Here is a 13,857-nt window from a genome sequence, read left to right on the forward strand (position 1 = left end):
AAACGTTCATGATGTGATTAAGAACGCGGGAGATTTCCGAAAACAGGACGCGGATGTATTGTGCGCGGATCGGCACCTCGCACCCCAGCAACTTCTCCGCCGCCAGAACAAAGGCATGCTCCTGACTCATCGCCGCGACATAGTCGAGCCGGTCGAAATAGGGCATCGCCTGCATATAGGTCTTGTGCTCGATCAGTTTTTCCGTACCGCGATGCAAAAGCCCGATATGCGGATCGATGCGTTCGACCACCTCACCGTCCAGTTCCATCACCATGCGCAACACGCCATGGGCGGCCGGATGCTGGGGTCCGAAGTTCAGCGTGTAATTCTTGATCTGGATTTCAGCCATCAGCCCTGCCCTTCCGCTTTTTCATCGCCAGGCAATACATATTTGGCTCCTTCCCAGGGGCTTTCGAAATCGAACTTGCGGAATTCCTGTGTCAGGTTAACCGGCTCGTAAACAACCCGTTTCTCATCTTCACTGTAGCGCAACTCGACATATCCCGTCAGCGGGAAATCCTTACGCAACGGATGCCCTTCGAACCCATAGTCGGTCAGCATGCGGCGCAAATCCGGATGCCCAGAGAACATGATGCCATACATGTCCCAGGCTTCCCGCTCGAACCAGTTGGCGGCCGGGAACAGCCCGACGACCGACGGAACCGGCGTCCGGGCATCTGTTCGTGCCTTCACGATGATCCGCTGATTATGACGGAGGCTGAGCAGGTTATAGACGACATCAAAACGCTTGGCGCGCGTCGGATAGTCGACACCGCAAACGTCGCATAAAACCTCAAATTTGCAATTTGAATCGTTGCGGAGGAATTCGAGCACCTTGTCAACCGATTCCGCCCGCACATCGACGATCAACTCATCAAAGGCAACCTTTGTAGAGATCACGTCGGCGGAATTTTCGGCCGTGATTAACTCGCCCAGCTCTTCAAGCGCTTCATTCATGTTACTGACGATCCCTTCCGCTTAGCGCAAAAATGTTCCGGTGCGACGAATTTTCTTCTGCAACTGAAACACGCCGTAAATCAACGCCTCAGCTGTTGGCGGACAGCCAGGCACATAAATATCGACCGGGACGATCCGGTCGCATCCGCGGACAACGGAATAGGAATAGTGATAATAGCCGCCGCCATTGGCGCAGGACCCCATGGAAATCACATAGCGCGGCTCCGCCATCTGGTCATAAACCTTGCGGAGTGCCGGCGCCATTTTGTTGGTGAGGGTTCCTGCAACAATCATCACATCGGACTGGCGGGGCGACCCGCGCGGGACAACGCCCAGACGTTCCATGTCATAACGAGGCTGCCAGGCATGCATCATTTCCACCGCACAACAGGCAAGGCCGAAGGTCATCGGCCACAGCGACCCGGTCCGGGCCCAGTTCGCCAGCTTATCGACCTGCGTTACGACAAACCCCTTGTCGTCAAGCTCGTTGCCGATATCGCGGAAAAAAGCGTCTTGATCCTGTGCGCCGGGACGAGGTTCCACACCGACCGGTTCAGAACTTACTCCCATTCCAGAGCTCCCTTCTTCCATTCATAAATAAAGCCGATTGTCAGGATTCCGAGGAACACTATCATGGACCAGAAACCATACAACCCCACCCCGCCAAGTGAAATCGACCAGGGGAACAAGAACGCCACCTCCAGGTCGAAAATGATGAACAGGATGGCGACCAGGTAAAATCGGACGTCAAACTGATTGCGGGCATCGTCGAAGGGCTCAAACCCACATTCATAGGGAGAGAGTTTCTCGGCATCAGGATGCTGCGCTGCCACAATTATCGAGGCAACCACGATAACCGCTGACAACCCGACCGCAAGCCCCAGAAAAATCAGGATGGGTAAATATTCTATAAGCAAGGCTTCCATAATATTACATTCCGCCACTCCGGAGCAGGCCTTGATTGGCCCGGTGGGTGGCAATCCCTCCTACCAAATACATACAGCATTATAGTGTCGGGTTATAAGGAAGAAAACCGATTTAGCAACAAAATTCCGCCATAATTTAAAATGCCGAACGGCAACGGGAACGCCCGTGAATAATTTGCGCAGACCAGTTGCAAACAATTATCATTTGGAAGAAATGGCGGGAGTGACGGGGCTCGAACCCGCGACCTCCGGCGTGACAGGCCGGCGCTCTAACCAACTGAGCTACACCCCCGCAGGGACGCTGTTTTGTATTGGACCCAAACGGCCCTGTCAAGCAGCATAAACAGTTTTTTGGAATAAATTTTCAAGCACGGTTGATGCCTTGAAAAACACCCGAGTTTTCAAAATAACGGCGCGCGCCACTCACATGAATCGCACGCTCTTTCACCCGAAATAATCCAGCCCTCAGGGAAATCAATCCACTGTTTAAGGAAACCACGATCAAAGCAACAGCCCATACCGACGTCAGTTCGATGCCGCGTTACAGGGATGTATTTTCGGGAAAATGGTGGGTGATGAGAGATTCGAACTCCCGACCCTCTCGGTGTAAACGAGATGCTCTAACCAGCTGAGCTAATCACCCATATTCAAGCGAGCCCGTGTATATCAATCAACACCGGCCATGGGAAGCAAAAAAGACGAAGCCAGACCCAAAAAATTGGATCTGGCTTCCGTATTTCGCCGTAACCGCTTGTGTTACTTGTTAACCGAGTCCTTCAAGGCTTTGCCGGCTTTGAATTTCGGCTGTTTGGAAGCCGGAATCTTGATGGTTTCACCGGTGCGAGGATTGCGGCCTTCGGAGGCTTTGCGATCAGCGACGCTGAACGTACCAAAGCCGACCAGGCGCACTTCATCGCCACCGCTCAAAGCGCTGGAAACCGCTTCGAGAACCGCATCAACACTTTTTCCTGCTTCTGCTTTACCCAGACCTGAAATGTCAGCAACTGCGGCAACGAGATCATTCTTATTCACTATAAGCCCCCTTCAATTTAGACTTGAACATATCTTATCAATAAATTCGTTTAAGACGGTCGCATACTAGTTTGTCGGCTGCGCCGGGTCAAAGGGAAAAATCAAGATATCCCCAACTTTTCTGCGGTTTTGACCCGGTTTTTGATTAAAGTCAGTGGGTTGTTACCCCATCCTCAACTTTTCGCTGAGCCGACGCCCCGGCAAGTTCTTTCGCCAGCTCTTCCTCGCTCCAGTTCAACGGCACAAGCGGCTTCGTCAAGGCATGTTTCAACACCTCTGAAACTTCCGCAACCGGAATAATCTTGAGCCCTTCTTTCACATTGTCGGGAATTTCCGCCAGATCCTTTTCATTGTCTTTCGGGATCAGCACTGTCTTGATACCACCGCGCAGGGCAGCCAACAGCTTCTCCTTCAGACCGCCGATCGGCAGCACCCGGCCCCGCAGGGTAACTTCGCCTGTCATGGCAATGTCCTTGCTCACCGGAATATTCGTCAGCACTGAGATAATCGAAGTGACCATCGCCACCCCGGCGGACGGACCGTCTTTCGGGGTTGCGCCTTCCGGCACATGGACATGAATGTCGTGCTTGTCAAAATCCGTCGGCTTGACACCCATTTCCAGACAGCGCGACTGCACGTAGCTCTTTGCCGCCTGAACAGATTCCTGCATCACATCGCCAAGTTTACCTGTGATCTGCATACGGCCCTTGCCGTATAACTTGACCGCTTCGATCGTCAACAACTCGCCGCCGACTTCTGTCCAGGCGAGACCTGTTGTGAGGCCAACCTGATCGGTTTCCTCCGCTTCGCCGAAGCGATATTTTCGGACACCGGAATAGTCCTTGAGATTGTCGGATGTAATGGCAACCGACTTGACGCCGTCGGTAATAATCTCCTTGATCGATTTACGGCACAGCTTCGCGATTTCCCGCTCCAGATTACGAACGCCGGCTTCGCGGGCGTAGTAGCGGATAAGATCGCGGATCGCTTCATCGGTAATCGACCATTCGTTCTTCTTCAGACCGTGGGCCTTCATCTGCTTTTCAACGAGATGACGCTTGGCGATCTCCACCTTTTCATCTTCGGTGTACCCCGACAGATGAATGATTTCCATGCGATCGCGCAGCGGCCCCGGCATATTCAGCGAGTTCGCCGTGCAGATGAACATCACTTCCGACAAGTCAAACTCGACCTCTAGGTAATGATCGGCGAATGTCGTATTCTGCTCGGGATCGAGCACTTCAAGGAGCGCCGATGACGGATCGCCCCGGAAATCATTCCCCAGCTTGTCGATCTCATCAAAAAGGAAAAGCGGGTTGCTGGATTTCGCCTTCTTCATCGACTGGATGACCTTGCCCGGCATGGAGCCGATATAGGTCCGCCGATGGCCGCGAATTTCCGCTTCATCCCGAACGCCGCCCAAGGCGACGCGCACAAAGTTGCGGCCCGTTGCCTTGGCAACCGACTTGCCGAGCGAGGTTTTACCCACACCGGGAGGACCAACGAGACACAGGATCGAGCCGCGGATTTTCTTCATCCGCTGCTGCACGGCGAGATATTCAAGGATGCGTTCCTTGACCTTTTCCAGACCATAATGATCGTCATTAAGAATTTTCTCTGCCCGGACAAGGTCCTTCTTGATGCGGGTGCGTTTGTTCCACGGCAGGCTGGTGATCCAGTCAAGGTAATTGCGAACAACGGTCGCTTCGGCCGACATCGGGCTCATGTTCCGGAGCTTCTTCATCTCCTGATTACATTTTTCGAGCGCTTCCTTCGTCAGCTTGGTCTTGGCGATTTTCTCTTCAAGTTCGGTCAACTCGTCGCGGCCATCCTCGCCCTCGCCGAGTTCCTTCTGGATCGCCTTCATCTGCTCATTGAGATAATATTCGCGCTGGGTCTTCTCCATCTGGCGCTTGACACGGCTGCGGATTTTCTTCTCAACCTGCAGGACACCGATCTCGTCTTCCATCAGCGCATAGACGCGTTCCAGCCGCTCGGACGCTGACTCAATTTCCAGAAGTTCCTGCTTCTCGGAAATTTTCAAGGCCATATGGGATGCCATTGTATCAGCAAGCTTAGACGGCTCATCAATCTGATTAAGCGAGACGAGGACTTCCGGCGGAATCTTGCGGTTGAGCTTCACATACTGCTCGAACTGGGAAATCACGGATCGGGCCAGCGCCTCAAGCTCCGGCGTATCGGCATCCTTCTCTTCCAGAATTTCGGCATGTGCCTGGAAGAAATCGGGATTTGACAGAAACTCATCGATCCGCGCGCGCTCCCCGCCCTCAACCAGGACTTTTACTGTCCCGTCGGGAAGTTTCAACAGCTGTAGAACGGAAGCAATGGTTCCGACGCGATGAATGTCATCCTCTCCCGGATCGTCCTGACTCGCGTTCTTCTGCGCGACAAGTAGGATCTGCTTGTCATCCTTCATGACATCTTCGAGTGCCCGCACGGACTTATCGCGACCGACAAACAGCGGCACGATCATATGCGGGAAAACGACGATATCGCGGAGCGGAAGAACCGGGAAAATCTGGGTACGGGGTGTATCAATCATCTTGTTGCCTTCTGGGACCGGCGATCTGGAATACCCCGCACAGGCGGGAAATATATGCTGGTCCTGACTAAATAATAAAGAGCGGGAGGGAAGATTTCCCTCCCCCAAAGGCCGGACTACGCGCTACTCGTCGCGTCCTGCCGGTCAGCATATATATGGAGTGGCTGGGTACCACCGTCAACCACCTCAGCATTAATAACGATTTCCTCCACACCTTCGAGCGAAGGAAGATCGTACATCGAGTCCAGAAGGATATTTTCCATGATCGAGCGAAGGCCCCGGGCGCCCGTTTTGCGGACGATCGCCTTCTTCGCGATCGAAGACAGAGCATCTTCGGTAAAAGTCAGCTTGACATCTTCCATATCGAACAGCCGCTGATACTGCTTGACCAGCGCGTTCTTCGGTGATGTCAAAATCTCGATCAGGGCTTCCTCATCCAGATTTTCAAGCGTTGCGACAACCGGCAGACGGCCGACAAATTCCGGGATCAGGCCAAATTTGAGAAGATCTTCCGGCTCGACATCCTTCAATGTCTCTCCGACATTGCGATCCTCTTCCGCCTCCACAGCAGCGCCGAAACCGATGGACGTATCCTTGCCGCGGGAGCCGATGATCTTGTCCAAGCCGGCAAACGCGCCGCCGCAAATGAACAGGATATTCGTCGTATCCACCTGCAGGAATTCCTGCTGCGGATGCTTGCGACCGCCCTGCGGCGGAACCGATGCCACGGTCCCTTCCATAATTTTCAGAAGTGCCTGCTGCACGCCCTCACCCGAAACGTCCCGGGTGATCGACGGATTGTCGGATTTACGGCTGATCTTGTCGACCTCATCGATATAGACGATGCCGCGCTGCGCCCGCTCCACATTATAGTCGGCAGACTGCAGCAGCTTGAGAATGATATTTTCGACATCCTCACCAACATAACCGGCCTCTGTCAGTGTGGTCGCATCGGCCATGGTGAACGGGACATCCAGGATGCGCGCCAAAGTCTGGGCCAGCAATGTCTTACCGCAACCGGTCGGGCCGATCAGAAGGATATTGGACTTCGCCAGCTCCACATCATCCGACTTTCCGCTATGGTGAAGCCGTTTGTAATGATTGTGGACCGCAACGGAAAGAACCCGCTTCGCATGAAACTGGCCGATCACATAGTCATCCAGAACCTTGCAGATTTCCGTTGGTGTGGGAACGCCATCGCTCGTTTTTACCAGAGTGCTTTTGTGCTCTTCGCGAATAATATCCATGCACAGCTCTACGCATTCATCGCAAATGAACACCGTTGGTCCCGCGATCAGCTTTCTGACCTCATGCTGGCTTTTGCCGCAGAAGGAGCAGTACAGGGTATTTTTCGAATCTCCACCACTTAATTTGGTCATAAATACTCCAATAGTCCGTTCGACTTTGCATATTAGCCATCGTCGTCGCGGGCGACAACAATAATGTTTACCCCGGCGAAATCATGCAACGCAAAACGTCATGATCATCGCGAGCATACATAATACGGAATTTGACTCAACTTTCCGTTAACAGGGCGTCAAAACCGCCTGTATTACGAAAAAATTTATAAATCCGCCCGCAAAGATGGGCTTATTTGGACTTTTTCTCGTCTTCATCGTCCAGGCCGGGGCGTTTGACAACGACCTCGTCGACAAGGCCGAATTCCTTCGCCTCTTCCGCGGTCATGAAGTTGTCACGCTCTACTGCCGCCTCAATCACATCCAGCGGCTGTCCCGTATGCTCGACATAGAGCTTGTTCAGCCGCGCCCGGACTTTAAGGATTTCACGGGCCTGGATTTCGATATCCGTGGCCTGTCCCTGCGCGCCGCCTGACGGCTGATGGATCATGATGCGGGCATTGGGAAGGCTGTAGCGCTTGCCTTTTGTTCCGGCTGTCAGCAAGAAGGAGCCCATGGATGCTGCCTGACCGATACAGACCGTCGCGATGTCCGGCTTGATATATTGCATCGTGTCATAGATTGCGAGACCGGACGTGACCACTCCTCCCGGAGAGTTGATATACATGTAAATCGGCTTCTTCGGGTTTTCGGCTTCCAGAAACAGAAGCTGCGCCGTAATCAGCCCCGCCATGCCATCCTGAACCTGTCCGGTGACAAAAATAATCCGCTCTTTCAACAGACGGGAGAAGATGTCGTAAGACCGCTCTCCGCGAGCTGTCTGCTCCACGACCATTGGAACCAGATTATTCATATAGGTGTCGATGACATCAACCATTCTCGATTTTCCTTAAGTTTAGCAGTTGCGCCACGTCAGCATATAGGAGCGACGAACGCAACTGTAAATCCACATCAACGAAATACGAATTATTTCTTTTCGGCCGCTTTCTTTGCCGCAGGCTTTTTCGCGACCGGTTTCTTGGCTGCGGCTTTTTTAGGGGCCGCTTTCTTCGCGTCACCTTTTTCCGCAGCAGCGTCCTTCTTCGCGGCCGGCTTTTTCTTCGGCTTGGCGGCTTCCTCTTCGTCCGGATCCTTCATCAGTTCATCGATTGAGACTTTCTTCTCCGTCACCGTTGCCAGTTCCGCGATGAAGTCGATTACCTTGTCCTCGAAGATCGGTGCACGGAGCTGGGCCTGCATCTCGGGGCGTTTCTGGAACATCTCAAAGATCATCTGCTCCTGTCCCGGATAGTTCCGGGCCTGGGCAACCATCGCCTGGTTGACCTCATCCTGAGAGACTTCGATATTGTTAATCCGGCCGACTTCCGCCAGCAGCAAGCCGAGACGCACGCGGCGTTCTGCAATGCCATTATATTCCTCGCGCAGTTCTTCCTCGGACTGATCCTGATCTTCCAGTTTCTGGCCAGACTGTTCGAGTTCCTGTTCGAACTGTTTCCAGATATTTTCGAACTCGCTGTCCTTCATTCCGGGAGGAACATCAAAATCATGGGCTTCCGCCATGGCATCCAGCATGTTGCGTTTCAAGGACTGGCGCGAAAGCTGGTTATACTGCTGTTCGATCTGGCCGCGGACCGCATCCTTCAGCGCATCAAGATTTTCAAGGCCGAGCTTGGTGGCAAACTCATCATTGATTTCGACATCCGCCGCTTCGCGGATTTCATGAACCTTGACTTCGAATACAGCATCCTTACCGGCCAGGTTCTCCGCGCCGTAATTTTCGGGGAAGGTTACCTTGACTTCAACGTCATCGCCAGCTTTCGTTCCGATGAGCTGTTCCTCGAAACCGGGAATAAAGGAATTGGAACCGAGTTCCAGCTGATGGCCTTCCGCCGCCCCGCCGTCAAAGGCGACACCGTCGACCTTGCCGACGAAATCGATCAGAAGCGCATCGCCTTCCTTGGATTTGCGGTTGCCGGAGATGGCAACAAAATTTTTCTGCTGACCGGCAATTTCCGTGAGGGCTTCTTCAACCTTGCCGTCCTCGACTTCGGCAACCGGCTTTTCAAGCTTCAGCTTGGAAAAATCCATTGGCTCGAAGTCCGGCATGATCTCTACTTCAATCGTGAATTCAAGGTCTTGCCCTTCATCGAATTTGGTGATTTCGATTTTCGGCTGCTGGGCCGGGCGCAGGGAGTTGTCATCCAGCGCCTGCTGGCTTGCTTCATTAACCGTCTGCTCAAGCACCTCGCCCATGACGGATTTACCGAACCGCTGACGCAAAATGGCAAGTGGCACTTTCCCCGGGCGGAACCCCGGAAGTTTGACTTCCGCGCCAACCTCGGTCAGTTTGTTCGTAACCTTGGTGTCGATTTCCGCGGCCTCAACAACAATCGTGAAATCCCGCTTTAGGCCGTCAGAGTTAGTTTGTGTAATTTGCATGAACGATCGCCCGTCATCTTTTATTTAGCAATAAACGCTCCCCCTCACATCCTGTGACGGGAAACGCCAGCTCGAAAGCTTCCTTTACATCTTGGTGCGGGTGGAGGGAATCGAACCCCCACTTCGTAAGAAACTGGTACCTAAAACCAGCGCGTCTACCAATTCCGCCACACCCGCATCTCGAATTTAAACCCGGCAGCGCCTGCAAAAAATTGCATCCGCCCGAACCGGGAGCGGCTGTCTATAGCATATGATTTCTGGGATTGACTAGGGGAATTACCAATAAAGGGCGAGAAAAGTATAAACGACAGAAAAGGTATGTATCGGTGGGGTGAAATCGACACCAATCACATCACCTTAGCAGGATGAAAGGATCATTAGCAATGGTTTGTCTGTATAGGCCGGATAACCGTCAAACGGGCATAATGGAACTATGCTGCATGGAAATCCCGTTCAAATATCGCAAGGGCCAGTACGTTAGTTCCGGCATGTTCCTGATATCCGGTCCGAAGAACCGTCTTCTCGTAATGGACATGTGGAATACCCTGGTCGTCATCTGTAATGCGCAGAACCTTAGCCTGTTCCTGCAGACTCAACATCATCCCGCGGTAAAAAATATCACCTGAAGCGATCCGATCGCGTAAACTTTGCTTCTTGAAAAACATGCTACTCACCCAAAATAAAAGCCTAATTTTTCCGTTATACGTAATTAATACGGGCAATTCGTAAAAAAACGGTTGAGAAATGCAACGCATTTTAGGCATTTTTATGACTGTCTAAAACTTTTCTCAAAATAGACGGAATAGCCGTTTCAATATCTTCGGAAATCAAGCCGGGACCGATGGCCTCCCCTGCTTCTCCATGCACCCAGGCGGCGGCGGAAGCGGCGGAAAACGCGCTCATGCCGCCTGAGAAAAATCCTGTAATCAGTCCTGCAAGGACATCACCGGATCCTGCCGTGGCAAGATATGGCGGCGCGTTATAATTGATAACGGCCTTACCATCCGGCGTTGCAATGACGGTGTCCGCCCCTTTCAGCAAAACCACCGCCCCTGAGAGGGAGGCTGCCATTCTCACCCGCTCAAGCTTTGATCCCGCGAGAGAGAAAATACGTTCAAACTCCGCCTCATGGGGTGTAAGCACCACTTCGCCATACTCCTTTTCCCCAATCAGCGAAAACAGCGTATCGGGGTCATCCTTGAAGACCGTCAACCCGTCCGCATCGATAATAACATTTGCCGAACTTTCAAGGGCAAGGCTTGTAAACTCGCGGGTCCGTTCGGTGACACCATTCCCCGGACCGACGAGCACGGTTCCGACCCGCCTCTCGCGAAGCCAGCTCTCAAACGCCTCTCCATCCGCTAGAGAGACAACCATTACAGCCTCAAGTGCGGCCGCATAGGTTTGTAGCGCCGACGGCGGGCTGACGACAGTCGCCGCCCCTGCCCCGGCCCGCAGGCTGGCGCGGGCGGCCAATCTTGCCGCCCCGGTCGCGGCGGTGCCGCCGCCGACTATCGCCGCATGGCCACGGCTGTATTTCTGTATTTCCGGTCCGAGTGAGGGCAAGTCGTCCTGCCAGAGTTCCGGATCGTTCAGATGAGTCTCGGGATCGATCTCTTCCAGACAATCACTGTCGATGCCGATATCGACAATCTTCAGCTCGCCGCAATAGGCGCGGCCCGGATAGAGGAAATGCCCCGGCTTTGCGCGAAAGAAGCTCACCGTCATCGCCGCCGGTATGGCACCGGCATCCACCGCCCCGGTATCCCCGTTGACGCCGCTTGGCATATCGACCGCAACCACCGGAATCTGATCACGTTTGATCCGCGCGAAGAAGGCGGTGATATCACTCTCAAGATAACGCGAAAAACCCGCCCCGAAGATGGCATCCACCACCAGATCGACTTCAGCGATTTCCGCCCGTGCGAGCGGCAACACGGGACCGTTCCACTGATCCCGCATCAGCGCGGCATCCCCTTTCAGCAACTCCGGATCGGAGATGGAAGCAAGATCGACCTGCCAGCCTGCTTCCTGCAACAGACGGGCAACGACATAACCGTCACCGCCGTTATTGCCGGGGCCGCAAAGAATGAGGGCGCGACCGGATGGGTATTTTCGCTGTATCTCCGCCGCGATCCCCTCGCCTGCCGCTTCCATGAGCATGGCACCGGCCACGCCGCCCTCAATCGTCAGGCGGTCCGCGAGATACATTTCCTCCACGCTCAGCAGTTCGGTCGGCAGGGACATCCGATCAGACCAGTTTTGCAAGGTCCGAGCGGGCCGCCGCAACAGGCGATACCCGTTCAAAGGCATAGGCCGCGTTCAGGACCGCTGCATCATTTTGCATGGGGCCGACGATCTGCAGTCCGATCGGCAATTCTTCCGAATTAAGGCCGCAGGGAATGGAACAGGCCGGCTGCTGCGTCAGGTTGAAGGGATAGGAAAACGGCGTCCAGTCAACCCAGCCGCCGACCTCTTCCAGTTCCGTCGGCGCCAGCTTGCCAACCTCAAAGGCCGGAATGGCAAGCGAGGGTGTCAGCAACAGATCATAGGTTTCAGAAAACTGTTTCATGCGCATGCCAAGATCCCCGCGCGCCTGAACCGCATCCATATAATCAGTAAGCGTGATGGAGGCCGCCTCCTCGAACACACGGCGCAAGCCTGGATCAAGCTCGTTCAGCTGTTTGTCCGTCAGATTGCGAAGTGCATAGCGGGCCCCGGACCACCAGAGAACATTGAAAATCGGCAGGGGATTCTCGAACAGGAAATCCACCTCCTCGACATTCGCGCCAAGTTCCGAGAAAAGCTCGGCGCCCCTCTTGACCGCTGCCGCTACTTCCGGATCAACCGCCGCATAGCCGAGCGTCGGGCTATAGGCGACCCGCTTGCCCTTGATCGAGGCGGACAGAGCCGCAACATAGTCCGTATCGACGGGCGGCAGGGTTGTCCAGTCGCGCGCATCCGGCCCGCTCATCACCCGCAGCATGAGCGCGGCATCCGTTACCGTACGGGTCATCGGCCCGACATGCGCCACCGTCCCGAAGGGAGAGAGCGGCCAGGCAGGCACCCGGCCATAGCTCGGTTTGATCCCGAATATTCCGGTGAAGGACGCTGGTATACGAATGGAGCCACCGCCATCCGTTCCGACATGCAACACGCCCATGCCTGACGCGCACGCCGCCGCGGCGCCACCGCTGGACCCGCCAGGTGTCATATCCGTGTTCCAAGGATTCCGGGTAATGCCGGTGCGTGGGCTGTCGGTCACGCCCTTCCAGCCAAACTCCGGCGAGGTCGTCTTCCCGAGCAGGACCGCACCATGTTCTTTCAGGCGGGCAACACAGGGAGCATCATCATTCCACGGTCCCGCAACATCGACACTGAGGGAGCCCCGCAATGTCGGCCAGCCTTTTGTAAGCAAAATATCCTTGATTGTTGTCGGGATGCCGTCAACCAGACCTATGGGCTCTCCCGCCTGCCAGCGCGCTTCGGATTCCCGGGCGCTGTTCAGGGCATACTCCTCATCCACCAGTACAAACGCATTGAGTGCACCGTTGTATTTTGCAATCTGGGACAGGGCCGCCTGCGTTGCCTCCACAGGTGAAATTGTTCCTGCCCTGTATCCCTCAAGTAATTCCGTCGCCGTTGCATAGGCCAGATCGTCGGTCATATCATCCCCCGCTTGATATTGTTGCCGGAAAAGAGATTAGGCATTGAGGTCGCTTCGGGCAACCACCATTCCTTGACGATGCCATTTTTTAACGTCATATGAAAACGGCCCGCGACGAGTGGCACATTGACGGAAATCATGAGAAAACCCAATATCAAGACGCCGAAGACCAGACTGGGACGCCTGATCGTGGGCTGGGCCCTAGTCCTTGGCGGCATTCTCGGTTTCCTGCCCGTCCTCGGATTCTGGATGATCCCCCTCGGCCTCATCATCCTTTCCGCGGACTCTCCTTACCTCCGCCGATGGCGACGGAAAGCGGAAGTCTGGATCGGGAAAAAATGGAAAGGAAGAGGTAAGCAGCAAAATTAAGTCCTGATTATGCAGCTTTAAATCCCATAAAATAAGGTTTTTCACAAATTCAGCTCTTTCCAATTACCGCAAGGTAGCTGGCAACCTCTTTCCTACTTTTTAAAATCACAACCCTGCCGACAAATCCATCAAGGGAGTCTTCCAGCCTGGGTCGGTGAACGGCATTAAAATTCAAGATATATTTCAGAAATTCCCAATCAAAACGCTCAGGACATCCTTCGGGCATATCCTCCCGTACACGACCATAACTGCGAGCTGTCCTGAAGATCACGCGCCAAAGGCAGAGCATCCTTGGCATATCGAGAAAAATAACAGTGTCCGCATAGGCAAGCCGGGCCGAGAGCGTACGACCATAATTTCCATCCATTATCCAATAAGGATTCTGTGCCAGCGTCGATATTTTGGATGCGAAAACGCTGAGGTCGCCTTCCATCCAGCCCGGTCTCCAGAAAATCTGATCCAGTGATATTATTGGCAACCGGGTGAGCCGCGCAAGTTCCCGCGAGAAAGTCGATTTTCCCGCCCCCGCACATCCGACAACCATAA

The 13,857-nt window shown here is 54.1% G+C and carries 13 protein-coding genes, 3 tRNA genes and 1 pseudogene; 1 reads left to right on the forward strand and 16 read right to left on the reverse strand.

What is annotated here, in order from left to right; all coding sequences use genetic code 11:
* The 15 genes and pseudogenes from AAC599_RS06930 to AAC599_RS07000 all read right to left on the reverse strand — a co-directional run.
* A pseudogene (locus AAC599_RS06930) lies at window positions 1-349 on the reverse strand (NADH-quinone oxidoreductase subunit D); the annotation flags it as partial.
* Window positions 349-957, reverse strand: coding sequence for an NADH-quinone oxidoreductase subunit C (locus tag AAC599_RS06935; protein ID WP_340149686.1), 609 nt, complete (start codon window positions 955-957; stop codon window positions 349-351). The gene AAC599_RS06935 and the pseudogene AAC599_RS06930, both read right to left, overlap by 1 nt.
* A 21-nt stretch (window positions 958-978) precedes the next feature.
* The gene (locus AAC599_RS06940; protein ID WP_340149687.1) at window positions 979-1,527 is read right to left on the reverse strand and encodes an NADH-quinone oxidoreductase subunit B family protein; all 549 of its coding nucleotides are present in this window, start codon (window positions 1,525-1,527) and stop codon (window positions 979-981) included.
* Window positions 1,518-1,883, reverse strand: coding sequence for an NADH-quinone oxidoreductase subunit A (locus tag AAC599_RS06945; RefSeq protein ID WP_340149688.1), 366 nt, complete (start codon window positions 1,881-1,883; stop codon window positions 1,518-1,520). The genes AAC599_RS06940 and AAC599_RS06945 overlap by 10 nt, the downstream gene beginning before the upstream one ends.
* 215 nt (window positions 1,884-2,098) lie before the next feature.
* Window positions 2,099-2,175, reverse strand: a tRNA-Asp gene (locus tag AAC599_RS06950).
* A gap of 274 nt (window positions 2,176-2,449) precedes the next feature.
* Window positions 2,450-2,526: transfer RNA gene (locus AAC599_RS06955), tRNA-Val, on the reverse strand.
* Window positions 2,527-2,639: 113 nt separating this feature from the next.
* The gene (locus AAC599_RS06960; RefSeq protein ID WP_293960990.1) at window positions 2,640-2,915 is read right to left on the reverse strand and encodes an HU family DNA-binding protein; all 276 of its coding nucleotides are present in this window, start codon (window positions 2,913-2,915) and stop codon (window positions 2,640-2,642) included.
* A 151-nt stretch (window positions 2,916-3,066) separates the two neighbouring features.
* Complete coding sequence (gene lon, locus AAC599_RS06965; RefSeq protein ID WP_340149689.1) at window positions 3,067-5,478, reverse strand: endopeptidase La; 2,412 nt, start codon at window positions 5,476-5,478, stop codon at window positions 3,067-3,069.
* A 116-nt stretch (window positions 5,479-5,594) separates the two neighbouring features.
* Window positions 5,595-6,857 (reverse strand): ATP-dependent Clp protease ATP-binding subunit ClpX, encoded by a 1,263-nt coding sequence (gene clpX, locus AAC599_RS06970; protein ID WP_340149690.1) that lies wholly within the window; start codon window positions 6,855-6,857, stop codon window positions 5,595-5,597.
* A 211-nt stretch (window positions 6,858-7,068) separates the two neighbouring features.
* A complete protein-coding gene (gene clpP, locus AAC599_RS06975; RefSeq protein ID WP_340149691.1) occupies window positions 7,069-7,713 on the reverse strand; it encodes an ATP-dependent Clp endopeptidase proteolytic subunit ClpP in 645 nt (214 codons plus the stop codon).
* A gap of 89 nt (window positions 7,714-7,802) precedes the next feature.
* Window positions 7,803-9,275 (reverse strand): trigger factor, encoded by a 1,473-nt coding sequence (gene tig / locus AAC599_RS06980; RefSeq protein WP_340149692.1) that lies wholly within the window; start codon window positions 9,273-9,275, stop codon window positions 7,803-7,805.
* Between the two features lie 92 nt (window positions 9,276-9,367).
* Window positions 9,368-9,452: transfer RNA gene (locus AAC599_RS06985), tRNA-Leu, on the reverse strand.
* A 254-nt stretch (window positions 9,453-9,706) separates the two neighbouring features.
* A complete protein-coding gene (locus AAC599_RS06990; RefSeq protein WP_339634807.1) occupies window positions 9,707-9,940 on the reverse strand; it encodes a hypothetical protein in 234 nt (77 codons plus the stop codon).
* Window positions 9,941-10,031: 91 nt separating this feature from the next.
* On the reverse strand, window positions 10,032-11,522 hold the full coding sequence (locus AAC599_RS06995) for an NAD(P)H-hydrate dehydratase (RefSeq protein ID WP_340149693.1): 1,491 nt from the start codon (window positions 11,520-11,522) through the stop codon (window positions 10,032-10,034).
* A 4-nt stretch (window positions 11,523-11,526) separates the two neighbouring features.
* On the reverse strand, window positions 11,527-12,942 hold the full coding sequence (locus AAC599_RS07000) for an amidase (RefSeq protein ID WP_340149694.1): 1,416 nt from the start codon (window positions 12,940-12,942) through the stop codon (window positions 11,527-11,529).
* Window positions 12,943-13,080: 138 nt separating this feature from the next.
* On the opposite strand from AAC599_RS07000, the gene AAC599_RS07005 reads away from it, so the two are divergent.
* Entirely contained in the window at window positions 13,081-13,311 is a 231-nt protein-coding gene (locus AAC599_RS07005; RefSeq protein WP_340149695.1) for a PGPGW domain-containing protein, read from the forward strand.
* A gap of 49 nt (window positions 13,312-13,360) precedes the next feature.
* Here the strand turns inward: AAC599_RS07005 and AAC599_RS07010 are convergent, their stop codons facing one another.
* Window positions 13,361-13,744 (reverse strand): hypothetical protein, encoded by a 384-nt coding sequence (locus tag AAC599_RS07010; RefSeq protein ID WP_340149696.1) that lies wholly within the window; start codon window positions 13,742-13,744, stop codon window positions 13,361-13,363.
* Window positions 13,745-13,857: the final 113 nt, after the last annotated feature.

The sequence above is a fragment of the uncultured Sneathiella sp. genome, from assembly GCF_963976355.1.
GTDB lineage: Bacteria > Pseudomonadota > Alphaproteobacteria > Sneathiellales > Sneathiellaceae > Sneathiella.